Annotated in this window: 24 protein-coding genes and 1 pseudogene; all 25 read left to right on the top strand. The window is 72.5% G+C overall.

Annotated features, from left to right (window positions below; genetic code table 11):
• The first annotated feature begins 39 nt into the window (after positions 1-39).
• Positions 40-585 carry a bifunctional pyr operon transcriptional regulator/uracil phosphoribosyltransferase PyrR gene (gene pyrR, locus G127AT_RS15430; protein ID WP_210898389.1) on the top strand — a complete coding sequence of 182 codons (546 nt, stop codon included), beginning with the start codon at positions 40-42 and terminating at the stop codon, positions 583-585.
• Positions 582-1532: an aspartate carbamoyltransferase catalytic subunit gene (locus tag G127AT_RS15435; protein ID WP_210898391.1), complete on the top strand. Its 951-nt coding sequence runs from the start codon at positions 582-584 to the stop codon at positions 1530-1532. Before pyrR ends, G127AT_RS15435 begins: the two co-directional genes overlap by 4 nt.
• Complete coding sequence (locus tag G127AT_RS15440; RefSeq protein ID WP_210898393.1) at positions 1529-2881, top strand: dihydroorotase; 1353 nt, start codon at positions 1529-1531, stop codon at positions 2879-2881. Before G127AT_RS15435 ends, G127AT_RS15440 begins: the two co-directional genes overlap by 4 nt.
• On the top strand, positions 2874-3428 hold the full coding sequence (locus tag G127AT_RS15445) for a PH-like domain-containing protein (protein ID WP_210898395.1): 555 nt from the start codon (positions 2874-2876) through the stop codon (positions 3426-3428). The genes G127AT_RS15440 and G127AT_RS15445 overlap by 8 nt, the downstream gene beginning before the upstream one ends.
• The gene (carA, locus tag G127AT_RS15450) at positions 3428-4630 is read left to right on the top strand and encodes a glutamine-hydrolyzing carbamoyl-phosphate synthase small subunit (protein ID WP_210898397.1); all 1203 of its coding nucleotides are present in this window, start codon (positions 3428-3430) and stop codon (positions 4628-4630) included. The genes G127AT_RS15445 and carA overlap by 1 nt, the downstream gene beginning before the upstream one ends.
• The gene (gene carB, locus G127AT_RS15455) at positions 4630-7926 is read left to right on the top strand and encodes a carbamoyl-phosphate synthase large subunit (protein WP_210898399.1); all 3297 of its coding nucleotides are present in this window, start codon (positions 4630-4632) and stop codon (positions 7924-7926) included. The genes carA and carB overlap by 1 nt, the downstream gene beginning before the upstream one ends.
• Positions 7923-8792 (top strand): orotidine-5'-phosphate decarboxylase, encoded by an 870-nt coding sequence (gene pyrF / locus G127AT_RS15460; RefSeq protein ID WP_210898401.1) that lies wholly within the window; start codon positions 7923-7925, stop codon positions 8790-8792. Before carB ends, pyrF begins: the two co-directional genes overlap by 4 nt.
• Positions 8785-9708 (top strand): guanylate kinase, encoded by a 924-nt coding sequence (gene gmk, locus G127AT_RS15465; RefSeq protein WP_210898403.1) that lies wholly within the window; start codon positions 8785-8787, stop codon positions 9706-9708. The genes pyrF and gmk overlap by 8 nt, the downstream gene beginning before the upstream one ends.
• A gap of 74 nt (positions 9709-9782) precedes the next feature.
• Complete coding sequence (rpoZ, locus tag G127AT_RS15470) at positions 9783-10040, top strand: DNA-directed RNA polymerase subunit omega (RefSeq protein ID WP_210898405.1); 258 nt, start codon at positions 9783-9785, stop codon at positions 10038-10040.
• A 13-nt stretch (positions 10041-10053) separates the two neighbouring features.
• A complete protein-coding gene (gene coaBC, locus G127AT_RS15475) occupies positions 10054-11253 on the top strand; it encodes a bifunctional phosphopantothenoylcysteine decarboxylase/phosphopantothenate--cysteine ligase CoaBC (RefSeq protein ID WP_210898407.1) in 1200 nt (399 codons plus the stop codon).
• Between the two features lie 80 nt (positions 11254-11333).
• Positions 11334-12527, top strand: coding sequence for a methionine adenosyltransferase (gene metK, locus G127AT_RS15480; RefSeq protein WP_210898409.1), 1194 nt, complete (start codon positions 11334-11336; stop codon positions 12525-12527).
• 1 nt (position 12528) lies between these two features.
• Positions 12529-14505: a primosomal protein N' family DNA-binding protein gene (locus G127AT_RS15485; RefSeq protein WP_210898411.1), complete on the top strand. Its 1977-nt coding sequence runs from the start codon at positions 12529-12531 to the stop codon at positions 14503-14505.
• Between the two features lie 37 nt (positions 14506-14542).
• Positions 14543-15469: a methionyl-tRNA formyltransferase gene (gene fmt / locus G127AT_RS15490; protein ID WP_210898413.1), complete on the top strand. Its 927-nt coding sequence runs from the start codon at positions 14543-14545 to the stop codon at positions 15467-15469.
• Positions 15466-16884 (top strand): RsmB/NOP family class I SAM-dependent RNA methyltransferase, encoded by a 1419-nt coding sequence (locus G127AT_RS15495; RefSeq protein ID WP_210898415.1) that lies wholly within the window; start codon positions 15466-15468, stop codon positions 16882-16884. The genes fmt and G127AT_RS15495 overlap by 4 nt, the downstream gene beginning before the upstream one ends.
• Positions 16885-16951: 67 nt before the next feature.
• The gene (rpe, locus tag G127AT_RS15500) at positions 16952-17623 is read left to right on the top strand and encodes a ribulose-phosphate 3-epimerase (protein ID WP_210898417.1); all 672 of its coding nucleotides are present in this window, start codon (positions 16952-16954) and stop codon (positions 17621-17623) included.
• 10 nt (positions 17624-17633) lie between these two features.
• The gene (locus G127AT_RS15505) at positions 17634-17897 is read left to right on the top strand and encodes a phosphoribosyl-ATP diphosphatase (RefSeq protein ID WP_210898419.1); all 264 of its coding nucleotides are present in this window, start codon (positions 17634-17636) and stop codon (positions 17895-17897) included.
• A gap of 46 nt (positions 17898-17943) precedes the next feature.
• Positions 17944-18783 (top strand): ATP phosphoribosyltransferase, encoded by an 840-nt coding sequence (hisG, locus tag G127AT_RS15510; protein WP_210902225.1) that lies wholly within the window; start codon positions 17944-17946, stop codon positions 18781-18783.
• Positions 18784-18790: 7 nt separating this feature from the next.
• Positions 18791-19552, top strand: a complete 762-nt coding sequence (gene hisF, locus G127AT_RS15515) for an imidazole glycerol phosphate synthase subunit HisF (protein ID WP_210898421.1) — start codon at positions 18791-18793, stop codon at positions 19550-19552.
• A gap of 59 nt (positions 19553-19611) precedes the next feature.
• A pseudogene (gene hisI, locus G127AT_RS16215) lies at positions 19612-19899 on the top strand (phosphoribosyl-AMP cyclohydrolase); the annotation flags it as partial.
• A 57-nt stretch (positions 19900-19956) separates the two neighbouring features.
• Positions 19957-21480, top strand: coding sequence for an anthranilate synthase component I (locus G127AT_RS15520; RefSeq protein WP_244858033.1), 1524 nt, complete (start codon positions 19957-19959; stop codon positions 21478-21480).
• Positions 21480-22106: a Trp biosynthesis-associated membrane protein gene (locus tag G127AT_RS15525; protein WP_210898426.1), complete on the top strand. Its 627-nt coding sequence runs from the start codon at positions 21480-21482 to the stop codon at positions 22104-22106. Before G127AT_RS15520 ends, G127AT_RS15525 begins: the two co-directional genes overlap by 1 nt.
• 31 nt (positions 22107-22137) lie before the next feature.
• Positions 22138-22368, top strand: a complete 231-nt coding sequence (locus G127AT_RS15530) for a DUF6704 family protein (RefSeq protein WP_210898428.1) — start codon at positions 22138-22140, stop codon at positions 22366-22368.
• A 2-nt stretch (positions 22369-22370) separates the two neighbouring features.
• On the top strand, positions 22371-23144 hold the full coding sequence (gene trpC / locus G127AT_RS15535) for an indole-3-glycerol phosphate synthase TrpC (RefSeq protein WP_210898430.1): 774 nt from the start codon (positions 22371-22373) through the stop codon (positions 23142-23144).
• A 2-nt stretch (positions 23145-23146) separates the two neighbouring features.
• Positions 23147-24358, top strand: coding sequence for a tryptophan synthase subunit beta (trpB, locus tag G127AT_RS15540; protein ID WP_210898432.1), 1212 nt, complete (start codon positions 23147-23149; stop codon positions 24356-24358).
• A complete protein-coding gene (gene trpA / locus G127AT_RS15545) occupies positions 24355-25140 on the top strand; it encodes a tryptophan synthase subunit alpha (protein WP_210898434.1) in 786 nt (261 codons plus the stop codon). The genes trpB and trpA overlap by 4 nt, the downstream gene beginning before the upstream one ends.
• Positions 25141-25243: the final 103 nt, after the last annotated feature.

Genomic DNA, 25243 nt, shown 5'->3' on the forward strand with positions numbered 1-25243 from the left:
CAACCTTGAAGACCGTCCCGTGAGGCGGAGAAGGGAGTCGTGGCTTTGGCGCGCACTGTGCTGAACGAATCCGACATCCAGCGGGCGCTGACCCGCATCTCGCACGAGATCCTCGAATCCAATCGCGGCACCGAGGGGCTCGTCGTCCTCGGCATCCCGACCCGCGGCGTCGACCTGGCCCGCCGCATCGCCGGCATCATCCGCCGCATCGAGCCCGGTTCCGAGCTCGAAGCCGGCTCGCTCGACGTCACCATGTACCGGGACGACCTCTCGCGCACCCGCACGCGCACCCCCTCGCCGACCTCGCTGCCGCCCGGCGGCATCGACGGCAGGACCGTCGTCCTCGTCGACGACGTGCTCTACTCGGGCCGGACCATCCGCGCCGCCTTCGACGCCCTCGCCGACCTCGGCCGGGCCCGCGCGGTGCGCCTGGCCGTGCTCGTCGACCGCGGCCATCGCGAGTTCCCGATCCGCGCGGACTTCGTCGGCAAGAACCTGCCGAGCTCGACCCGCGAGCGCATCAACGTCCGCCTCGCCGAGATCGACGGCGAGGACGCCGTCACCATCGAGGAGGCCGGGGCATGAAGCACCTCCTCGGCACCCGCGGCCTCGCCCGCGACGCCGCGATCGACCTCCTCGACATCGCCGAGGACATGGCCGCCGTGCAGGAGCGCGAGGTCAAGAAACTCCCCACGCTGCGCGGCAAGACCGTCGTGAACCTCTTCTTCGAGGACTCCACGCGCACCCGTATCTCCTTCGAGGCCGCCGCCAAGCGCCTCTCGGCCGACGTCATCAATTTCAGCGCGAAGGGCTCGAGCGTCTCGAAAGGGGAGAGCCTGAAGGACACGGCGCAGACCCTGCAGGCGATGGGCGCCGACGGGGTCGTCATCCGCCACCCCGCCTCCGGCGCGCCGCAGACCCTCGCCACGAGCGGCTGGATCGACGCGGGCGTCGTCAACGCCGGCGACGGCACCCACGAGCATCCCACCCAGGCCCTCCTCGACGCCTTCACGATGCGCCGCCGCATCCACGGAGCCGCCTCCCGCGGCCGCGGACTCGACGGCGTCGGCGTGCTCATCGTCGGCGACATCCTGCACTCCCGGGTCGCCCGCTCGAACGTCTGGCTGCTCGCGACGCTCGGGGCCCACGTGACGCTCGTCGCGCCGCCGACGCTGCTGCCGTCGGCCACCCAGGACTGGCCCATCCGGATCGGATACGATCTTGATCAGGCCCTCGCCGGCCGGCCCGACGTCGTCATGATGCTCCGCGTCCAAGCGGAGCGGATGCAGGGCTCGTTCTTCCCCAACACCAGGGAGTATGCGCGAGGCTGGGGCCTCGACGACCGGCGCTTCGACGAGCTGCCGGCGACTACGATAGTCATGCACCCGGGGCCGATGAATCGCGGCCTCGAGATCGCCTCGCAGGCCGCTGACGCGCCGCAGTCGACGGTGCGCGAGCAGGTTGCGAACGGAGTTTCAGTGAGAATGGCCGCCCTGTACCTGCTCCTCTCCGGAGAGCAGGGGCAACGATGAGCGGCGCGATCCTCGCCCGCGGCGCGACGCTGCCGAGCGGCGAACGCGCCGACGTCCTGATCGACGGCGGCATCATCGCACGGGTCGGTTCGGGGGTGGATGCCGCGGGCGCGACCGTCATCGACGCCGACGGCCTCCTCGCCCTGCCCGGTCTCGTCGACCTGCACACCCACCTCCGCGAGCCCGGCTACGAGCAGTCCGAGACGGTGCTCACCGGCACCCGGGCGGCTGCGCGCGGCGGCTACACGGCGGTGTTCCCGATGGCCAACACCTTCCCCGTCGCCGACACCGCCGGCGTCGTCGAGCAGGTCGCGAGCCTCGGCCGCGCGGCCGGCTACGCGACCGTGCAGCCCATCGGCGCCGTCACCGTCGGCCTGGCGGGCGAGCGTCTCGCCGAGCTCGGCGCGATGGCCTCCTCGCGCGCCGGCGTCCGCGTCTTCAGCGACGACGGCCTGTGCGTCGCCGACCCGCTGCTCATGCGTCGCGCCCTCGAATACGTCAAGGCCTTCGGCGGCGTCATCGCCCAGCACGCGCAGGACCCGCGGCTGACCGAGGGTGCGCAGATGAACGAGGGCGCCCTCTCCGGGCGGCTCGGTCTCGCAGGCTGGCCCGCGGTCGCCGAGGAGTCGATCATCGCCCGCGATGTGCTCCTCGCCGAGCACGTCGGCAGCCGCCTGCACGTCTGCCATGTCTCCACGGCCGGATCCGTCGAGGTCATCCGCTGGGCCAAGGCCCGCGGCATCGACGTGACCGCCGAGGTCACCCCGCACCACCTGCTGCTCACCGAAGACCGCGTCGAAGGCTACGACGCCAGGTTCAAGGTCAACCCGCCGCTGCGTCGCAGCGAAGACGTCCACGCGCTCCGCGAGGCCCTGGCCGACGGCACGATCGACATCGTCGCCACCGACCACGCGCCGCACCCGGCCGAGGCCAAGGAGAGCGAGTGGGCGGCGGCGGCCAACGGCATGGTCGGCCTCGAATCCGCGCTCTCGATCGTGCACGAGACGATGGTCGCCACCGGCCTCCTCGACTGGGCGGGCGTCGCCCGCGTCATGTCGCAGGCGCCGGCCCGCATCGGCGGCCTGGCCGGCCAGGGCGAGGCGATCGAGGCGGGCGCCGCGCCCGAACTCCTGCTCTACGACCCCGAACCCCGCAGCGGCTTCTCGATCGACCGGCTCTCCGGCCGCAGCCGCAACACCCCCTATCTCGGCATCGACCTGCCCGGCCGCGTCGTCGCCGTCGTCCACGGCGGCTACGCCACCGTGCTCGACGGGGCGCTCCGCCCGGCCGAGGAGGTCGCCGAAGCAGCACGGCACGCATGGAACACCCCGGAGGCCCGCCATGGATAAGGTCATCGGCGCGCTCATCTGCGCCCTCATCGTCATCGCGGCCGTATGGCTGATGCGACGATCCTGGCGACGACGAACCCAGCGCGACCAGGGCATCGGCGGGTACCCGCTTCCCCCGGAGGAGGGCGAGGCGCTCGTCGACCTCGAAGCGCTCTACGTGGCATCCACTCCGCGCGAAGAGCCCCTCGAGCGGCTCGCGATCCCCGGCCTCGCCTTCCGCGGCACCGCTCGCATCCGGATCGAAGCCGCCGGCCTGACGATCCGCGTCGCCGGGGAGGAGCCCGTCTTCATCCCGGCCGGCGTCCTCTCCGACGCCGAAACCGCCGGCTGGGCGATCGACCGAGGCGTCGAACCCGAAGGGCTCGTCGTCGTGCGCTGGAGGGCCCGCGAAGACGGATCCGAAGACGGCGTCGCCGTCGACAGCTACCTGCGGGCCCGCTACGAAGGCGACCGCGACCAGATCATCGAGGCGATCGGGACGATCGCCGCATCCGGCGAGGCCGCACATCCGGCATCCGCCCCCGAACCCCCCGAAAGCGAGAGCTGATGGCTTCCACGCACGACCCGGCCGTGCTCGTCCTCGAAGACGGCACCCGCTACGAGGGCCGCGCCTACGGCGCGACCGGCCGCACCCTGGGCGAGCTCGTCTTCGCGACCGGCATGACCGGCTACCAGGAGACCCTGACCGATCCGTCGTACGCGGGGCAGATCGTCATGATGACGGCCCCGCATATCGGCAACACGGGCATGAACGACGAGGACGAGGAGTCGGCGCGCATCTGGGTCGCCGGCTTCGTCGTGCGCGACCCCGCGCGCATCGTGTCGAACTTCCGCTCGACGCGCAGCCTCGACGACGACCTCGCCGCGCAGGCGATCGTCGGCATCAGCGGCATCGACACCCGCGCCGTGACCCGCCGCATCCGCTCGGCCGGCGCCATGCGGGCCGGGGTCTTCTCCGGCGACGACTACCGCCTCACGCCCGGCGAGCAGCTCGAACTGGTCCGCGGCGGCGCCGAGATGACCGGGCAGAACCTGTCCGGCACCGTCTCGACCGAGACCGGCTACACGATCCCCGCGGTCGGCGAGGAGATCGGCCGCGTCGCCGTGCTCGACCTCGGCGTGAAGGCCTCCACCCTCCGCTACCTCGCCGAGCGCGGCTTCGAGGTGCGCGTGCTGCCGCAGACGGCAACGGCCGGCGAGATCCTCGCCATGGAGGCCGACGCCCTCTTCTTCTCGAACGGCCCCGGCGACCCCGGCGCCAGCGACCGGCACGTCGACCTGCTGCGCACGACGCTGCGCGCCGGGCTGCCCTACTTCGGCATCTGCTTCGGCAACCAGCTCCTCGGCCGCGCCCTCGGGTACGGCACCTACAAGCTGCCCTTCGGGCACCGCGGCATCAACCAGCCCGTGCTCGACAAGGCCACGGGCCGGGTCGAGATCACGGCCCACAACCACGGCTTCGCGGTGGATGCCCCGATCGGCGAGATCAGCGAGTCGGCCGAGGGCTTCGGCCGCGTCGAGGTCAGCCACGTCGACCTGAACGACGACGTGGTCGAAGGCCTGAACTGCCTCGACATCCCCGCGTTCAGCGTGCAGTACCACCCCGAGTCGGCGGCCGGCCCGCACGACGCGAACTACCTCTTCGACCGGTTCGCCGAGATGGTGCGTCAGCACAAGCGAGGCGGGTCGAGGAGCGAAGCGTATCGAGACCCAGCAGAAGACGCTGCGAGCAAGGAGTCCCAGGCCTGATGCCCAAGCGCGACGACATCAATTCGGTCCTCGTCATCGGCTCCGGCCCGATCGTCATCGGGCAGGCCGCCGAGTTCGACTACTCCGGCACCCAGGCGTGCCGCGTCCTCCGCAGCGAGGGGGTGCGCGTCATCCTCGTCAACCCCAACCCGGCGACGATCATGACCGACCCCGACTTCGCCGACGCCACCTACGTCGAACCGATCACCCCCGAGATCATCGAGGCGATCATCGAGAAGGAACGCCCCGACGCGGTGCTGCCCACCCTCGGCGGTCAGACGGCCCTGAACGCGGCGATCGCCCTCTACGACGCCGGCATTCTCGACAAGCACGGCGTCGAGCTCATCGGCGCCAAGGTCGAGGCGATCCGCAAGGGCGAGGACCGTCAGCTCTTCAAGGACCTCGTCATCGAGTGCGGCGCCGACGTCGCCCGCTCGCATGTGGCGACGACCCTCGAGGACGCGAAGGCGTACGCCGAGGATCTCGGCTACCCCCTCGTGGTGCGCCCCTCCTTCACGATGGGCGGCCTCGGCTCCGGCTTCGCCTACACCGAGGAGGAGCTCGTCCGCATCGTCACGCAGGGCCTGCACGACTCGCCCACGCACGAGGTGCTCCTTGAGGAGTCCATCCTCGGCTGGAAGGAGTACGAGCTCGAGCTCATGCGCGACACGGCCGACAACACGGTCGTCGTCTGCTCGATCGAGAACGTCGATCCCGTCGGCGTGCACACGGGCGACTCGATCACCGTCGCCCCGGCGCTCACCCTCACCGACCGCGAGTACCAGAACCTCCGCGATATCGGCATCGACATCATCCGCGCCGTCGGCGTCGACACGGGCGGCTGCAACATCCAGTTCGCCGTGAACCCCGAGACCGGTCGCGTGATCGTCATCGAGATGAACCCGCGCGTCTCCCGCTCCTCGGCCCTCGCGTCGAAAGCGACCGGCTTCCCGATCGCGAAGATCGCCGCGAAGCTCGCCATCGGCTACCGTCTCGACGAGATCCCGAACGACATCACGAAGGTGACCCCGGCATCCTTCGAGCCGACGCTCGACTACGTGGTCGTGAAGGTGCCGCGCTTCGCATTCGAGAAGTTCCCGGCCGCAGACCCGACGCTGACCACCACCATGAAGTCGGTCGGCGAGGCGATGGCGATCGGCCGCAACTTCACGACGGCCCTGCAAAAGGCCCTCCGCTCGCTCGAGAAGCGCGGGTCCGGCTTCCACTGGGGCGAGGAGACGCGAAGCATCGACGAGCTCCTGGATGCCGCGCGCATCCCCACCGACGGGCGCATCGTGCTCGTCCAGCAGGCGATGCGGGCCGGCGCCAGCATCGGGCAGGTGTTCGAGGCGACGAAGATCGACCCGTGGTTCCTCGACCAGATCGCCCTCGTCAACGAGGTCGCGGCCGAACTCGCCGCCGCCGACCACCTGAGCGCAGAACTGCTGTTCCGCGCGAAGGACCACGGCTTCTCCGATGCGCAGATCGGCCAGCTCCGCGGCTTCGGCGACGACGCGGACCAGACGGTCCGCGACATCCGGCACCAGCTCGGCATCCGCCCGGTGTTCAAGACCGTCGACACCTGCGCGGGCGAGTTCCCGGCCCTCACCCCGTACCACTACTCGAGCTACGACTTCGAGACCGAGGTCGCCCCGAGCGACCGCAGGAAGGTCGTCATCCTCGGCTCGGGTCCGAACCGCATCGGGCAGGGCGTGGAGTTCGACTACTCGTGCGTGCACGCCTCCTTCGCCCTGTCGGACGCGGGCTTCGAGACGATCATGATCAACTGCAACCCCGAGACGGTCTCGACCGACTACGACACGAGCGACCGGCTCTACTTCGAGCCGCTCACGCTCGAGGACGTGCTCGAGGTCATCCACGCCGAGCAGTCCTCCGGCGAACTCGTCGGCGTCGTCGTCCAGCTCGGCGGGCAGACCGCGCTCGGCCTGGCGAAGGGCCTCGAGGCGGCCGGCGTGCCGATCCTCGGCACGAGCCCGGCGGCGATCGACCTCGCCGAGGAGCGCGGGCTCTTCTCCGGCATCCTCGCCTCGGCCGGCCTCGCCGCCCCCCGCAACGGCACCGCCGTCGACCTGCCGGGCGCGGCCGCCGTCGCCGAGGAGATCGGCTACCCGGTGCTCGTCCGCCCGAGCTTCGTGCTCGGCGGCCGCGGGATGGAGATCGTCTACGACCAGGCGAACCTCGCCGACTACTTCGCCCGCATCGAGGGGCAGGGCATCGTCGGGCCCACGCATCCGCTGCTCGTGGACCGCTTCCTCGACGACGCCGTGGAGATCGACGTCGACGCCCTCTTCGACGGCGGCGAGCTGTACATCGGCGGCATCATGGAGCACATCGAGGAGGCCGGCATCCACTCCGGCGACTCGAGCTGCACCCTGCCGCCCGTCGGCCTCGGCCGCGCCGAGATCGAGCGGGTGCGCGACGCGACGCTCGCGATCGCCCAGGGCATCGGCGTCCAGGGCCTGCTGAACGTGCAGTTCGCGATCGGCGCCGGCGTGCTCTACGTGCTCGAAGCTAACCCGCGCGCCTCGCGCACGGTGCCGTTCGTCTCGAAGGCCCTCGGCATCCCGCTCGCCAAGGCCGCCAGCCGCATCATGACGGGTTCGAGCATCGCCGAGCTCGTCGAGGAGGGCCTGCTTCCGGCCGCGGACGGCTCCGAGGTGCCCGCGGACGCGCCGGTCGCCGTGAAGGAGGCCGTGCTGCCCTTCCACCGATTCCGCACCCGCGACGGCCGCATGGTCGATTCGGTGCTCGGGCCCGAGATGCGTTCGACGGGCGAGGTCATGGGCATCGACCGCGACTTCCCGCGCGCCTTCGCGAAGAGCCAGCTCGCCGCATACGGCGGGATGTCGGCGACCGGAACCGTCTTCGTCTCGGTCTCCGACCGCGACAAGCGTTCGATCGTGCTGCCGGTGCTCCGCCTCCGCGAGCGCGGCTACGAGATCCTCGCGACCGAGGGCACGGCCGAGATCCTGCGCCGCAACGGCATCGAGTCGCGCCAGGTGCTGAAGTTCTCCGAGAAGCATGACGACTCGGAGCCCTCGGTCGTCGAGCTCATCAACGACGGCGAGGTCGACGTGGTGATCAACACCCCGTCCGGACGTTCCGCGCGCGCCGACGGGTACGAGATCCGCGCGGCCGCCGTCGCCGCCGACATCCCGCTGTTCACGACGATCGCCGAGCTGTCGGCGGCCGTCGCGTCGCTGGAGGTCGTGCACGGCCGCTTCGAGGTGACGAGCCTGCAGGAGTACCAGGCCCGGCGGGAGGGCGCGGCGTGACGGACGGCTTCGGGCAGCGACTGCAGGGCGTCTTCGACACTCGCGGGCGGATGTGCCTCGGCATCGATCCGCACCCGTGGCTGCTCGAGGCGTGGGGGCTCGACGACTCGGGCGCGGGCGTGCGCGAGTTCGGCCTGCGCGCGGTGGATGCCGCGGCCGGCCGCATCGGCGTCGTGAAGCCCCAGATCGCGTTCTTCGAGCGGCACGGAGCCGCCGGGTACGCGGCGCTCGAGCGCGTCTTCGCGGAGGCGCGCGACGCCGGGCTGCTCGTGATCGCCGATGCGAAGCGCGGCGACATCGGCTCGACGGTCGACGCCTATGCCGATGCGTGGCTCGGCGACGAATCGCCGCTCCGCGCCGACGCGATGACGATCTACGCCTATCAGGGGCTCGGATCCATCGCCGGCGTCATGGAGCGGGCGGATGCCGCGGGCCGCGGTCTCTTCGTCGTCGCCGCGACCTCGAACCCCGAGGCCGCCGCGATCCAGCAGGCGGTGCTGCAGCGTTCGAGCCGGGCGGGGGAGCGGGTCGCCGGAGCGCTCGTCGCCGGGATCGCCGCGTGGAATGCCGAACGCGAGGGCGCGGCCGAGCAACGGCTCGGCCCGATCGGCGCCGTCATCGGTGCGACGATCGACCCGCGGGACTTCGGCATCGATACCAATGAAGCCCCGCGTCCGGGCCTGCCCGTGCTCGTGCCGGGCATCGGATTCCAGGGCGGCGAGCTCGCCGAGGTGCCCGCGCGTCTCGGGGCCTTGGCCGCCGGCGCCCTCCTGACAGATTCGCGGCAGGTGCTGCAGGCCGGACCCGACGGCCTCGCCGATGCCATCGCCCGCCGCGCCGACGAGATCGGAGCCCTCGATGTCTGACCCCCAGTCCGCGGTCGCGTCGCGTTCGAACCCGCCCGAGGTCGACCGCGTCGCCGCGAGCCGCGCGGCCGTCGCGGCTCGTCGTGCCCGCGCAGCCGTGAAAGCGGAGATCGCCGGCGGGATGCGCAGCCCGCTCGACGTGCTCCGGGCCGCGTTCGAGCATCCCGACAGCCCCGAGGGGCGGTTGCGGGTGACCGAGTTCCTCACCTCGATCCCCGCGATCGGGGTGACGAAGGCCGCGCGCATGATGGAGCAGCTGGACATCGCCGCCTCCAAACGCGTCGGCGGCCTCGGCAGGCTGCAGCGCCGGCGGATGCGCGAGCACCTGGCCGCCTGGGTCGCCGCGCACGGCGGCACCGGCGATCGGCTCGTGGTGCTGGCCGGCCCGACCGCCGTCGGCAAGGGCACGGTGGCCGCCGAGATCCGCGCGAACCACCCCGATGTGCTGCTCTCGGTGTCGGCGACGACGCGTCCGCCGCGCCCCGGGGAGGTCGAGGGGGAGAGTTACTTCTTCGTCGACGACGCCGAGTTCGACCGGATGGTCGCCGCCGGTGAACTGCTCGAATGGGCCACGGTGCACAATGCGTACCGTTACGGCACACCGCGCGGCCCCGTCGAGGAGGCGATCGCGGCGGGCCACTCCGTGCTGCTGGAGATCGACATCCAGGGTGCCCGTTCGGTGCGCCGCTCCTGGCCCGACGCGACGCTCGTGTTCCTGTTGCCGCCGAGCTGGGACGAACTCGTGCGCCGACTCGTCGGCCGCGGCACCGAATCGCCGGCCGAGCAGCAGCGTCGGCTCGAGACGGCCAAGACCGAGCTGGCCGCCGTCGACGAGTTCGATCACCAGGTCGTCAACCGCGACGTGGCCGAGGCCGCGCAAAAGGTCGTAGACTTGACGAGGCCGCGCAGGGGCTGACTTTCCCGCGCCCACGACTTCGCGTCGCAGCCGGGGAGGGACTCCGGATCGCGGCGCCGCAGACAAGGAGCACCATGGCTGAGAAGCTGTCCGGCATCATCGACCCGCCCATCGACGAGCTGCTGTCCAAGGTCGACTCGAAGTACCAGCTCGTGATCTTCGCGTCGAAGCGGGCGCGTCAGATCAACGACTACTACGCCGACCTGCACGAGGGCAGCCTGTTCGACAACGTCGGGCCGCTCGTCGACTCGTCGATCGACGACAAGCCGCTGTCGGTCGCGCTCCACGAGATCAACGAGGACAAGCTCCGGCTCCGCCCGATCGGCGAGTGAGCCGGAGGGCCTGGTGACGCCGCTCAACGTCGTCGTCGGCATCACCGGCGGCATCGCCGCGTACAAGGCCGTCGGCGTCGTCCGGCAGCTCGTGCTCGCCGGCCACGACGTCCACGTCGTGCCGACCGAGGCCGCGCTGCGGTTCGTCGGCACACCGACCCTCGAGGCGATCTCACGGAACCCGGTCGCGACCGATCTCTACGAGGGCGTCGCCGAGGTGCGGCATGTCGCCATCGGCCAGGCGGCCGACCTCATCGTGATCGCCCCGGCCACCGCGAACACGATCGCCAAGCTCGCCGCGGGCATCGCCGACGACCTGCTCGGCAACACGGTGCTGGCAAGCCTCGCTCCGCTCGTCATCGCCCCGGCGATGCACACCGAGATGTGGCGGCATCCGGCGACGCAGGCGAATATCGCCACGCTCGCCGCTCGCGGGGTCACGATCGTCGGGCCCGAATCGGGGCAGCTGACGGGTGCGGATGCCGGTCCGGGCCGGATGAGCGAGCCGGCCGATATCGTCGCGGCGGCCCTGGCCCGCGTCGCCGCCCTGCAGCCCGAACAGGACCTCGCGGGGCGGCGCGTCGTCGTCACGGCCGGCGGAACCCGCGAACCGCTCGACCCCGTGCGCTTCCTCGGCAACCGTTCGAGCGGCAAACAGGGCGCGGCCATCGCCGAGGCGGCCGCGCTCCGCGGCGCCGAGGTGACGTTGATCGCGGCGAACCTCGAGACCGATGCGCCGAGCGGATGCCGCGTGGTCCCGGTCTCGACGGCCGCCGAGCTCCGCGACGCGACGCTCGCCGAGGCGGCCGGAGCCGATCTCGTCGTCATGGCCGCCGCCGTCGCCGACTACCGTCCGGCCGCCGTGAGCGAGCAGAAGATCAAGAAGGGCGCCGGCGACGCCGGGCTGAGCCTCGAGCTCGTGCGCAACCCCGACATCCTCGCCGAGCTCGGCCGTGCGCCGCACGAGGGCACCGTGCTCGTCGGCTTCGCCGCCGAGACGGAGGCCGACGATGATCGCCTCCTCGAGCTCGGCCGCGAGAAGCGCCGGGCCAAGGGCGCCGATTTCCTCGTCGTCAACCGGGTCGGCTGGCACGAGGGATTCGCGAGCGATGAGAACCTCGTCATCGTCATCGGGCCCGACGACGGGATCGTCACACGGGCACACGGAACGAAGGTGTCGGTAGCCCACCGCATCCTCGACGTGGTTGTCTAGAGTCGCCGGCGCGAACCGGCCCGCCGAACCGACCCCGCCCGAAACGACCACCGACGAACCCCGAAGGATTGCGAATACCAATGAGCGGACTGCGTCTCTTCACCTCCGAATCGGTCACCGAGGGTCACCCCGACAAGATCTGCGACCAGGTCTCGGATTCGATCCTCGACGCCATCATCGGTCAGGATCCGAATGCGCGCGTCGCCGTCGAGACGCTCGTGACGACCGGCCTCGTGCACGTCGCCGGCGAGGTGACGACCTCGGGGTACGTCGAGATCCCGCATATCGTGCGCGACCGGGTCACCGAGATCGGATACGACTCCTCGGACGTGTGGTTCGACGGGCGCAGCTGCGGTGTCTCGGTGTCGATCGGCGGCCAGTCGCCCGATATCGCCCAGGGCGTCGATGACGCTTTCGAGACCCGCGAGGGGTCGAGCGTCGACGAGCTCGACCGGCAGGGCGCCGGCGACCAGGGCATCATGTTCGGCTTCGCCACCCGGGAGACGCCCGAGCTCATGCCCGTGCCGATCTGGCTCGCCCATCGGCTCGCCGAACGGCTCGCCGCCGTCCGGAAGGACGGACTGCTCGACTACCTCCGCCCGGACGGCAAGACCCAGGTCACGATCGGCTACGAGGGCCAGACGCCGCGTTCCATCGAAACCGTGGTGCTCTCCACGCAGCATTCGCCGCAGGTGGCGACGGCGCAGCTCCGCGCCGAGGTCGAGGAACTCGTCATCCGCCCGGTGCTCGAGACGGTCGAGCTCACGCGGAATGAGCTCCGGGTCCTCATCAACCCGACCGGCCGTTTCGAGATCGGCGGCCCGCAGGGCGATGCGGGCCTCACCGGCCGCAAGATCATCATCGACACCTACGGCGGTGCGAGCCGGCACGGCGGCGGCGCCTTCAGCGGCAAGGATCCGTCGAAGGTCGACCGTTCGGCGGCGTACGCCATGCGCTGGGCCGCGAAGAACGCCGTCGCGGCGGGTCTGGCGGACCGCCTCGAACTGCAGGTGGCGTACGCGATCGGCGCCGCCGCCCCCGTCGGCCTGTACGTCGAGACCTTCGGCACGGCCCATGTGCCCGAGGACCGCCTCATCGCCGCGATCCGCGAGGTCTTCGACCTGCGCCCGGCGGCGATCATCCGCGATCTCGACCTGCTCCGCCCGATCTACGCGCAGACGGCCAGCTACGGTCACTTCGGCCGCGAGCTCCCCGATTTCACCTGGGAGCGCACCGACCGGGTCGACGAGCTGCGGGCCGCCGCCGGGCTCTGAGATGACGGCCGGCCCGGCCGTCGCGCGGGTCGCGGTCGACTCCCCGCTGCCGCAGCTCGATCAGTTCTTCGACTACGCGGTGCCCGAACGGCTCCGCGAAGGCGTACGCGCCGGGCAGCGGGTACGGATGCCGCTGCGTTCGGGCGGGCGGATCGCCCACGGCTGGATCGTCGAGCTCGTCGAGATGAGCACGTACGAGGGGCGGCTCGCCGAGCTGGAGGATCTCGTCTCGGAGGTGCCGGTGCTCGCCCCGGAGGTGTGGCGGCTCGCCCGGAGCCTTGCGGACCGGGCCGCCGGATGCGCGAGCGACATCCTGCGGCTGGCGATCCCGCAACGGTACGTGCGGGCCGAGAAGGCGTGGCTGGCCGGCGATATCGACGCCGGTCCGTTGCCGGCGGATCCGCCGCCCGTGGCCGGGTACGTGCCCGGCGAGGTCGAGGCCGGCATCCGGGCGGGGGAGCGGATGACGCTCGCGGCGGTGCCGCGACCGGTCGTGCTGCCGGGCGGGGCGACCGTCGGGGCGTGGGCGGTGACGCTCGCGGAGGCGGCCGCGCATGCCCTGGCCGGGGATCGGAGCGCGATCCTCGTCGTGCCCGACTACCGGGATCAGGAGCAGCTGGAGGCGGCCCTCGCCGACCGCATCCCCGCGGAGCGCATCGTCCGCACCGATGCACGGCAGCCCGGTGCGGCGCGGTTCACCGGGTTCCTCCGCGCCTCCGGCGAGGATGCGCGCGTCATCGTCGGCAATCGTTCCGCCGTGTATGCGCCGGCCGCCAGGCTCGGCCTCATCGCGATCTGGGACGACGGCGATCCGCTGCACGCCGAGCCGCTCGCCCCGGGCGTGCACGCCCGGGATGCGGCACTCATGCGGCAGGAGCAGAGCGGTGCGGCGCTCGTCTTCCTCGGGCACACCCGCACGGTCGAGGTGCAGCGTCTCGTCGAGATCGGCTGGGTGCGGCCGGTGCCGCGCGAGCGGGCGGTCCGCCCGCATGTCGTCGTGACCGCGCAGCAGGCTTCGGCCACCGGGCCGGCGGCGGCCGCGCGTATTCCGCCGACGGCATGGGCTGCGGCCGGCGAGGCGGCACGGCACGGACCGGTCCTCGTGCAGGTCGCCCAGCCGGGGTATGCACCGCTCCTGGCCTGTGCGGACTGCGGCGCGGCGGCCTCGTGCGTGGCGTGCGGGGGCATGCTGCACGTGCCGGCGCGCGGGGCCGAAGCGCTGTGCCGGCTGTGCGGGCGCGGCGGCGGCGACTGGCGGTGCGCGGCGTGCGAGGGCACGCGCCTGCGGCGTGCGACGGTGGGGTCGGCACGCACCGCGGAGGAGCTCGGGCGCGCGTTCCCGGCCGTGCGCATCGTCCGAAGCGACGGCGAACGCCCCGTGCTCGCCGTCGACGACGCCCCGCAGCTGGTCGTCGCGACGCGCGGCGCCGAACCGGTCGCGGCCGGCGGCTACCGGGCCGTGCTCCTCCTCGACGGCGAGCGGATGCTCGTCCGCGAGTCGCTCCGGGTCGCCGAGGACTGCTTGCGCTGGTGGTCGAACGCGGCGGCCCTCGCGGCGGCGGATGCGCCCGTGTACCTGGTCGGCGTCGGCGGCGGCCTCGGCCGTGCCCTTGCGACCTGGCGGCAGGACCGCTGGGCGGCCGAGGAGCTCGCCGCCCGGCGCGAACTGCGGTTCCCGCCGGCGATCCGGGTGGCGACGGTGCGGGCCGGCAGGCAGGTGCTCGATCGCACGCTCGGCGAGGCGGCCTCGCTCGGCGATGCGGTGGATGTGCTGGGCCCGGTGCCCGAGGAAGGCGGCGAACCCGGACTCGAGCGCGCGATCCTCCGGGTCGAGTACGGCACCGCCGGACGCCTGGCCGCGATCCTGAAGGCCGAGCAGATCCGGGTCGCGACGGCACGCCGGCGGCCCGTCGCCGGCCAGCCCGTACGGAAGCCGCCGACGCTCCGGGTGCGCTTCGACGACCCCGACGTGCCCTGAACGGTCGCGCCCGGGCATCCATCGGCGAGAATGGAGTGTGCCCCGCCTTCGTATCGTCTTCGCCGGAACCCCGGACGCCGCCGTGCCGAGCCTCGAACGGCTCGCCGGCAGCGGCCACGAGATCGTCGGTGTCGTCACGCGGCCCGACGCGCCGCTCGGGCGGAAGCGGGTGATGACCCCGTCGCCGGTGGCTCGGGCCGCCGACGCCCTGGCGCTGCCGGTGCTGAAGACCGCGCGTCTCGACGACGCTGCGACGGCCGCGATCGCCGCGTGGCGGCCCGAGCTCGGCGTGATCGTCGCCTACGGCGGTCTCGTGCGCGAGCCGTTGCTGTCGCAGCCTGCGCACGGCTGGGTGAATCTGCACTTCTCGCTGCTGCCCGCCTGGCGCGGGGCCGCCCCGGTGCAACGGGCGCTCATCGCCGGCGACGAGACGACGGGCGCCGCGGTGTTCCGCCTCGTGCCGGAGCTCGACGCCGGTGCCGTATACGGCACGATCGAACGAGCGACGGGGCAGGCGACCGCCGGCGAGCTCCTCGCCCGCCTCGCCGACGACGGCGCCGAACTGCTCGAACGCGTCGTCGACGAGATCGCCGAAAGCACGGCCGTGGCCGAGGCGCAGGAGGGCGAGCCGACGTTCGCCCCGAAACTCGGCATCGACGACGGCCGCCTCGACTGGTCGCGGCCGGCCGCGGAACTCCTCGCCCGCTACCGCGGCGTCACCCCCGAGCCGGGCGCGTGGACGACGACGGACGGGGCGCGTCTGAAAGTGCTCGCCCTCGCCCCGGCGGTGGATGCCGCCGCGCCGCCCACGACACCCGGCACCGCCGCCCTCGACGACCGGCGGGCCCTCGTGGCCGCCGCCGACGGGCCGCTCGAGCTCCTCCGCGTGCAGCCCGCCGGAAAGCCCGCCATGAACGGCGCCGACTGGTTGCGCGGCCGCGGCGGCGAGGCGGTGCTCGGATGAGCGGCCAGGCCCGCCGGCCGGCCCGGCGACGCGATCCGAGGCCGCCGCAGACCCGCATCGCCCGCTCGCGGCTCGTCGCCTTCGACGTGCTCGAAGCGGTGCGCGACGGCGAGGCGTACGCGAACCTGCTGCTGCCGACCCGCATCCGCCGCGCCGGGCTCGATACGGCCGATGCCGCCTTCGCGACCGAACTGGCCTACGGCACCCTGCGCATGCAGGGCTTCTACGACCGCGTCATCGAGCAGGCCGCAGGCCGGGCCGCCTCCGAGATCGACCCGACCGTGCTCGTCGTGCTCCGCCTCGGCGTCCACCAGATCCTCGCGATGCGCGTGCCCGACCATGCCGCCGTCAACGAGCAGGTCGCGCTCGCCCGCAAGGTCGCCGGGCCCGCTGCCGGCTTCGTGAACGCGGTGCTCCGACGCGTCGCCCGCACGGGCGCCGAGGAGTGGCGGGAACGGATCGCCTCGGCCGAGCGCGATGAGGACGGCCGGCTGTCGGCGCTCACCAGCCACCCGGAGTGGATCGTCCGCGCCTTCCGCGCCGCCCTCGAGCACGAGGGCCGGGCGGGCGAGCTCGAGGCCCTCCTGGATGCCGACGACACGGCCCCGCGGGTGAACCTCGCGATCCTGCCGGGTCTCGGCGAGCAGGCCGCGGCGGATGCCGGGGTCGAACCCGACCGGTATTCGCCGATCGGGGCGACGGCCGAGGATCCGATCCGCCTCGCCGAGGCCTCGGGCGGCCGCATCCGCGTGCAGGACGAGGGCTCGCAGCTCGCGGCGCTCGCCCTGAGCCGGGCCGAGCCGATCCGCCCGGGGGAGCGCTGGCTCGACCTTTGCGCCGGGCCCGGCGGCAAGGCGGCCGTGCTCGCGGCCGAGGCGCTCGCCGGCGGGGCGACCCTCGTGGCCAACGAGGCGGTCCCGGCCCGGGCCGAGCTCGTCCGCAAGGCCCTCGTCGGCATCCCGGCCGAGGTCGAGGTGCGCGTCGGAGACGGCCGCGCGATCGACGCCGGCGGCACCGAGGCCGGCTTCGACCGGATCCTCCTCGACGCGCCGTGCACGGGCCTCGGCGCCCTCCGCCGCCGGCCGGAGGCGCGCTGGCGGAAGCGCCCGGCGGATGTGCCGGAGCTCACGAAGCTCCAAGGGGAACTCCTCGACGCGGCGATCGGGGCGCTGAAGCCCGGAGGCATCCTCGCCTATGTGACGTGCTCGCCGCACACCGCGGAGACCTTCGGCAGCCTCGGCGCCGCGCTCGCCCGCCACGCCGGCTCGGTCGAGCAGCTCGAGACGCGGAGCGTCGTGCAGGGCGTCTCCCGGCATCCGCTCGACCTCGCAGGCGGCGCCGAGACCGTCCAGCTCTGGCCGCATCGGCACGGAACCGACGCCATGTTCATCGCCCTCCTCCGCCGCACCCGCTGACGACGCGCGGCCGGCCGCCCGATCCATACCCCGAACGCGCCCGGCCGCCGCTCGCTAGGCTTGCCGCATGCCGCAGCGGATCAACCCGAGCATCCTCTCCGCCGACTTCGCGAACCTGGAGGCCGAGCTCGGCCGCATCGCCTCGGCCGATCTCGTGCACGTCGACGTCATGGACAACCATTTCGTGCCGAACCTCACCATCGGCCGCCCCGTCGTCGCGCGGCTGCAGGAGGTCAGCCCGATCCCGCTCGACGTGCACCTCATGATCGACGACGCCGACCGCTGGGCGCCGGGCTACGCGGAGACCGGCGCGTACTCGGTCACCTTCCACGCCGAGGCCGCCGCAGACCCCGTCGGCCTCGCCCGGCGCATCCGCGGCATCGGCTCGCGCGCGGGCATCGCGCTGAAGCCCGGCACCGACGCGGAACCGTACCTGGAGCTGCTCGGCGAATTCGACCAGGTGCTCGTGATGACCGTCGAGCCGGGCTTCGGCGGCCAGTCGTTCATGCCGGAGACCATGCCGAAGCTCGCCCGGCTCGCGGACGCCCGCGCCCGGCACGGTCTCGACGTGTGGCTGCAGGTCGACGGCGGCATCACCACCGAGACGATCGGCCGGGCCGCCGAGGCCGGAGCAGACACCTTCGTGGCCGGATCGGCGGTCTTCGGCGCCGGCGTCCCGGCCGAGGCGATCGAGGCGCTGCGCGAGGCCGCGTCACGATCGGGCCATCGGCACCGGTAACGTAGAGCGGGTGAAAACCTTCGACGGCCTCTACGCCGAACTCGCCGAGAAGGCGCGCACCCGCCCGGAGGGGTCGGGAACCGTGCGCGAACTCGACGGCGGCGTGCATGCGATCGGCAAGAAGATCGTCGAAGAGGCCGCCGAGGTCTGGATGGCCGCCGAGTACGAGAGCGACGAGGAGGCGGCCGCGGAGATCTCGCAGCTGATCTACCACCTGCAGGTGCTCATGGTGGCCAAGGGCCTCGAGCCCGCCGACGTGTACCGACATCTTTGAGGCGCCTTCCGAGATGACCGAACCGTACCGTCACGAAAGCCAGGGAATGCTCCGCATCGCCGTGCCCAACAAGGGCTCGCTGTCCGAAACCGCCCAGCAGATGCTGTGGGAGGCCGGCTACACCGGCCGCCGCGATCCGCGCGACCTCATCGTCGCCGACCCCCGCAACGGGGTCGAGTTCTTCTACCTCCGCCCGCGCGACATCGCCACCTATGTGGGCTCCGGCGCCCTCGACGTCGGCATCACGGGCCGCGACCTGCTCCTCGACTCCGGATCCGACGCCGCCGAGATCGCCGCGCTCGGCTTCGGCGGCTCGACGTTCCGCTTCGCCGCCCCGCCCGGCACGTTCGGCGAGCTCGGCGAGCTCCAGGGGCGCCGGGTCGCGACGAGCTATCCGGGCCTCGTCGGCGCCTTCCTCGCCGAACGCGGCGTGACCGCCGAGCTCGTGAAGCTCGACGGCGCCGTCGAATCGGCCGTCCGTCTCGGCGTGGCCGACGCCGTCGCCGACGTCGTCTCCACGGGCTCCACGCTCCGCAAGGCCGGTCTGGAGATCTTCGGGCCCGTGATCCTCGAGTCCGACGCCGTCCTCATCGGCTCCGGAAGCCGGAAGCCGGGGACCGACACGCTCCTCCGGCGCCTGAAGGGCGTCATCGTCGCCCGCGAGTACGTGCTCCTCGACTACGACGTGCCGGCCGCGGACCTCGAGGCGGCCACGAAGGCCGCGCCCGGGTTCGAATCGCCCACGGTGTCCCCGCTGCACGACCCCGACTGGGTGGCGGTGCGGGTCATGATCCCGCGCACCGACATGAACCAGGTGATGGACGACCTCTACGCCCTCGGCGCGCGCGCGATCCTCGTGAGCGCGATCCACGCGGCGCGGTTGTGAGGCGGGCATGTCCCTGGCCGTCCGCGTGATCCCGTGCCTCGACGTGGCCGCCGGCCGCGTCGTCAAGGGCGTCAACTTCCAGAACCTGCGCGATGCCGGCGACCCCGTCGAGCTCGCGCGCGCCTACGGCGAGCAGGGGGCCGACGAGCTCACCTTCCTCGACGTCACCGCCACGGTCGACGACCGCTCGACGATGTACGACGTCGTGCAGGCCACCGCCGAGCAGGTCTTCATCCCGCTCACGGTGGGCGGCGGCATCCGCTCGACGGAGGATGTCGCACGCCTGCAGGGCCACGGCGCCGACAAGGTCGGCGTGAACAGCGCCGCGATCGCCAGGCCCGCCCTGATCGCCGAGATCGCCGACCGTTTCGGCGCGCAGGTGCTCGTGCTCTCCCTCGACGTGAAGCGTTCGCCGCGCACCGCCTCGGGCTTCGTCGTGACGACGCACGGCGGGCGAACCGAGACCGAGCTCGACGCCCTCGAATGGGCCGAACGGGCGATCGGCCTCGGCGCCGGCGAGCTGCTCGTGAACTCGATCGACGCCGACGGCACGAAGGCCGGCTTCGACCTGGAGCTCGTGCGGCTCATGCGCGAGGTCTCCTCGGTGCCCGTCATCGCCTCGGGCGGGGCGGGCCGGGCCGCCGACTTCCCGCCGGCGATCGAGGCGGGGGCGGATGCCGTGCTCGCCGCATCCGTGTTCCACAACGGCGAGGTGACGATCGCCGAGGTCAAGGAGGCGCTGCGCGCCGGAGGGAGCATCGTCCGATGAGCGAACCGGCCGAGGAACTCGATCGCGCGAGCGAGCCCTGGGCTCCGGGGGAGTCGCCGATGGATCGCGCCGCTTTCGGAGCCGACGGACTGCTGCCGGCGATCATCCAGCAGCACGACACGGGCGAGGTGCTGATGCTCGGCTGGATGGATCGCGAGGCCATGCGCCGCACCCTCACCGAGGGGCGCGTGACCTTCTGGTCCCGTTCGCGGCAGGAGTACTGGCGGAAGGGCGACACCTCCGGGCACGCCCAGTACGTGCGCGAGGCGGCGCTCGACTGCGACGCCGACACGCTGCTCGTGCGGGTGGAGCAGATCGGCGCCGCCTGCCACACGGGCACGCGCAGCTGCTTCGATGCGGATCGGCTCGAGGTGCGCCGGGGCGAACCCGGAGGGAGGGGAGCGATGACGGGGGCGACGACGACGCGCGAGGATTTCGTGCGGCTCGCCGAGGGCCGGCGGGTGGTGCCGGTGGTGCGCGAGCTCTTCGCCGACGGCGAGACGCCGGTCGGCATCTACCGCAAGCTCGCCGCCGACCGGCCGGGCACCTTCCTCCTCGAGTCGGCCGAGCAGGGCGGCATCTGGTCGCGCTATTCGTTCATCGGCGCGGGCAGCTGGGGGGTGCTCTGCGAAGCGGGCGGCCGGGCGGTCTGGCGCGGCAACGGCCTCGATCGCGAGCGGGCTCTGGGTGCGGATGCCCCGGAGGCGCCGCTCGAGGCGCTCGCCGCGCTGCACGCGCGCTGGCTGACGGAACCGGTGCCGGGGCTGCCGCCGCTGGCCGGCGGACTCGTCGGCTTCATCGGCTGGGAGGCGGTGCGTCAGATCGAGCACCTCCCGAACCGGCCGCCGGCGGAGGCGTCGCTGCCGGACCAGGCGTTCACCTTCGTCTCCGAGCTCGTCGCCGTCGACCATCGCACGGGCACGGTGCAGCTCATCGCGAACGTGCTGAACGACGGCGCGGCCGGGCTCGACGAGTTGTGGGCGGATGCCGCGGCCCGCCTCGACGGCATGCAGTCGCGCCTCGCGCAGCCGGCCGAGGCCGCCCTCGCCGAGATCGACCTCGGGCGGGAGCCGCAGCCGTGGGCGCGCACCGCCGAAGCGGACTTCCTGGCCGCCGTCGAACGCAGCAAGGAGTACATCCGGGCCGGCGATGTCTTCCAGGTCGTCATCGCGCAGCGCTTCGAGGAGCCCTGCGAGGCACCCCCGCTCGACGTCTACCGGGTGCTGCGCTCGCTGAACCCGAGCCCGTACATGTACTACCTCTCGCTCGAGGGCTCCGACGGCGAACCGTTCCACATCGTCGGCTCCTCGCCCGAGGCGCTCGTGAAGGTCGAGTCGGGCCGCGTGTACACGCATCCGATCGCCGGCTCGAGGCCGCGCGGGGCGACCCCGGAGCGTGACGCGGAGCTCGAGACCGAGCTGCTCGCCGATCCGAAGGAGCTCGCCGAGCACCTCATGCTCGTCGACCTCGCCCGCAACGACCTCGCGAAGGTGTGCACGGCCGGCAGCGTCGAGGTCACGGAGTTCAAGCGCGTCGAGCGGTTCAGCCACATCATGCACATCGTCTCCTCGGTCGAGGGGGATCTGGCCCCGGGCCGGGGCCTCATCGACGTGTTCCGGGCGACGTTCCCGGCCGGCACGCTCTCGGGGGCGCCGAAGCCGCGCGCCCTCGAGATCATCGACGAACTGGAGCCGGCCCAGCGCGGCGTCTACGGCGGGGTCGTCGGCTACTTCGGCTTCGGCGGGGATGCGGATCTCGCGATCGCGATCCGCACGGCGACGATCGCCGGCGGCGTGGCCCGGGTGCAGGCCGGCGGCGGGCTCGTCGCCGATTCGGTGCCGGCGAGCGAGTACCAGGAGTCGCGCAACAAGGCGGCCGCGCCGCTGCGGGCGGTGGCGGTCGCGAATGCGATGCGGCGGGTCGGCTGATGCTCGCACGCGCGAAGTCGATCTCCCTCATCGCCGTCATCGCCGCGGCAGGCCTCGGCCTGCTCGCCTGGAGCCAGCCCTGGTTCACCCTGGTACTCGATGACGGCCCGTGGCCGGCCGATCCGGTCGGTGTGGCCGGGGCGATCGCGAGCCCGGCGGTTTCGGCGCTCTCGATCGCCGGCCTCGCCCTCGCCGCCGCGCTGGCCTTGGCCGGTCCGGTCATCCGCATCGTCCTCGGCGTCCTCGGCCTCCTGCTCGGCGGGTGCCTGGTGCTGGCCGCCGGGATGAGCCTCGGGGAACCTGCGACGGCCGTCTCCCGCGCCGTCACGGAGGCGACGGGGGTCGCCGGCACGCAGACGCGCGATCTCATCGCCGCCGTCGACGCGACGGCATGGCCGTCGGTCGCGATCGCCGCCGGCATCCTGATGGCCGCGGCGTCCGTCTTCATCGTCGTCACGGCTCGCCGGTGGCCGGCGTCCGCCCGCAAGTACCGCACCGCGCGCTTCTCGGAGGACGTCGACGACCGTTCCGCGAAGGATCGCGCCGTCGACGACTGGGACGAGCTGACCCGCGGAGACGATCCGACCGAGCCGGGCGGGGCGGATGAGCCGCCCGTCACCCGATAGACTGCTGCACGATCCACAACGAAGGAGCATCATGAGCACTGAGACCGCAGATCCCGGCCACGGACACTCGCCCGCCGCATGGACGGCCGTCATCATCATGCTCGTGGCCGTCGCGCTCGGCACGGTGTTCTTCTTCCTCGACATCCCGGCGCTCGTGTGGGCATCCGCCGCCCTCCTCGTCGTCGGCCTCCTCGTCGGCTGGGCTCTGGCCCGGGCCGGCTACGGCGTCGGCGGCTCGAAGATCGCCGCGAAAGCGCACTGAGGGTGCTGGCCGAACTCACGGCGAATTCCGTCGCCGATTCGCTGGCGCGCCGTGAGCTGAAGCCGCTCGAGGCCGTCGAGGCCGAGGCGCTCGCCCGGCCGTCGGCGCTGGACGCCCTCGAGGCGCTCGCGCCCGCCAAGCACGTCAAGGTCATCGCCGAGATCAAGCGATCGAGCCCGTCGCGCGGCCCGCTCGCCGACATCGCCGACCCGGCGGCGCTCGCTCGCCGCTACGAACTCGGCGGTGCGAGCGCGGTGAGCGTGCTCACCGAGGGGCGGCGCTTCGGCGGCTCCCTCGAGGATCTCGCGGCGGTCCGGCAGGCCGTCTCGATCCCCGTGCTCCGCAAGGACTTCATCGCGACGCCGTACCAGGTGTTCGAGGCCCGCGCCGCGGGCGCCGACCTGGTGCTCCTCATCGTCGCCGCGCTCGACGAGCCGACCCTCGCCGAACTGTTCGGGCTCGTCGGCGAGCTCGGCATGACGGCGCTCATCGAGACCCACTCGGCCGAGGAGCTCGACCGCGCTGCGGCGCTCGGCGCCCGCCTCATCGGCGTGAACGCCCGCAACCTGTCGACGTTCGAACTCGACCGCGAACTCTTCGGCTCGCTCGCCGATCGCTTTCCGGCCGGCACCGTTCGCGTCGCCGAATCCGCCGTCACCGGCGTCGCGGATGTCGAGCGGTACCGTGCGGCGGGCGCCGACGTCGTTCTCGTGGGCGAGGCGCTCGTCACCGGCGGCGACCCGATCGCCAACCTCTCTTCCTTCCTGGCGGTGTGACCATGGCCCTCAGAGACCAGACCGGCCCGTACTTCGGCGAGTTCGGCGGGCGCTTCGTGCCCGAGTCCCTCGTCGCCGCGATCGACCAGATCGCCGACGCGTACGGCGAGGCCAAGCGCGACCCCGCCTTCCAGGCCGAGCTCGCGGCGCTCCTCCGGGATTACGCCGGGCGGCCGTCGATCATCACCGAGGTTCCGCGCTTCGCCGAGCATGCCGGGGGCGCGCGCGTCATCCTGAAGCGCGAAGACCTGAACCACACGGGCTCGCACAAGATCAACAACGTGCTCGGCCAGGCGCTGCTCGTCAAGCGCATGGGCAAGACCCGCCTCATCGCCGAGACCGGCGCAGGCCAGCACGGCGTGGCCACCGCGACGGCGGCGGCCCTCTTCGATCTCGACTGCGTGATCTACATGGGCGAGGTCGACACCGAGCGTCAGGCCCTGAACGTGGCCCGCATGCGTTTCCTCGGCGCCGAGGTGGTGCCGGTGAAGACCGGCTCGCGCACCCTGAAGGACGCGATCAACGAGGCGATGCGCGACTGGGTCGCCAACGTCGACTCGACGGTGTACCTGTTCGGAACCGTGGCCGGCCCGCATCCCTTCCCCGAGATGGTGCGCGACTTCCAGAAGATCATCGGCGAAGAGGCCAGGCAGCAGGTGCTGGACCTCACCGGCGCTCTGCCGACCGCGGTCGCCGCGGCCGTCGGCGGCGGTTCGAACGCGATGGGCATCTTCCACGCCTTCCTCGACGATCCCGACGTCGCCCTGTGCGGCTTCGAGGCCGGCGGCGACGGCGTCGAGACCGGCCGGCACGCGGCGACGATCTCGGGCGGCAAGGTCGGCGTGCTGCACGGCGCGCGCAGCTATCTGCTGCAGGACGAGGACGGCCAGACGATCGAGTCGCACTCGATCTCGGCCGGCCTCGATTACCCGGGCGTCGGTCCCGAGCACAGCTGGCTCGCCTCGATCGGCCGCGCCTCGTACCGGCCGATCACCGACGACCAGGCGATGCAGGCGATGCGGCTGTTGAGCCGCACCGAGGGCATCATCCCGGCGATCGAGTCCTCGCACGCCCTCGCCGGCGCGATCGAGCTCGGCCGCGAGCTCGGGCCCGAGGCGACGATCCTCGTGAGCCTGTCGGGCCGCGGCGACAAGGACATGGAGACGGCCGCGCGCTACTTCGGCCTCATCGACGACGAGGAGGGCCGCGCGTGAGCCGGGTCGCATCGCTCATCCGCGAGCGCAAGGAGGCCGGCAGCGGGGTCCTCGTCGGCTATCTGCCGATCGGCTTCCCCGACTTCGACGAGAGCGTCGAGGCGGCCGTGTCGCTCGTCGAGCACGGCGTCGACATCCTCGAGCTCGGCCTGCCGTATTCCGATCCGGTCATGGACGGCCCGGTCATCCAGGCCGCGACGCAGCGGGCGCTGGCGGAGGGCTTCAAGCTCGCGCACGCCTTCGAGGCGGTCCGGCGCATCCGAGCCCGAGTGGATGCCCCGCTCCTCGTCATGACGTACTGGAACCCCGTGCTGCAGTACGGCGTCGAGCGCTTCGCGGACGACCTCCTCGCCGCCGGGGGCTCGGGGCTCATCACCCCCGACCTCATCCCCGACGAGGCGGACGCGTGGATCGCCGCGAGCGACCGCACCGGCCTCGACCGCGTCTTCCTGGCCGCGCCGAGCTCGAGCGACGAGCGCCTGCGACGCACCGTCGAGCTCTCGCGCGGCTTCGTGTACGCGGTCTCGACGATGGGCATCACGGGGGCGCGTGCCGATGTGGATGCCGCGGCGCGCACGCTCGTCGCACGGCTGCGCGCGGCCGGTGCGACCGAGACGTGCGTCGGCATCGGCATCTCGACGGCCGAGCAGGTGCGCGAGGTCATCGGATACGCCGACGGGGCGATCGTGGGCTCGGCCCTGGTGTCGGCCGTCGGCGAGGGGGGAGCGGAGGCCGGAGGCGCCCTCGCCGCCCGGCTCGCGCGCGGCAAGTCCGCCGAGTGAAGTACGCTGACTGAGGTCGTCCGCGCCCCCGGCGCGGTCTCGCGAGAAAGGCAAGGAACGGCGTGTCCGCACCGATCAGCATCCCGAGCCCCGACTGGAGCTA

Source organism: Agromyces archimandritae, from assembly GCF_018024495.1.
GTDB lineage: Bacteria > Actinomycetota > Actinomycetes > Actinomycetales > Microbacteriaceae > Agromyces > Agromyces archimandritae.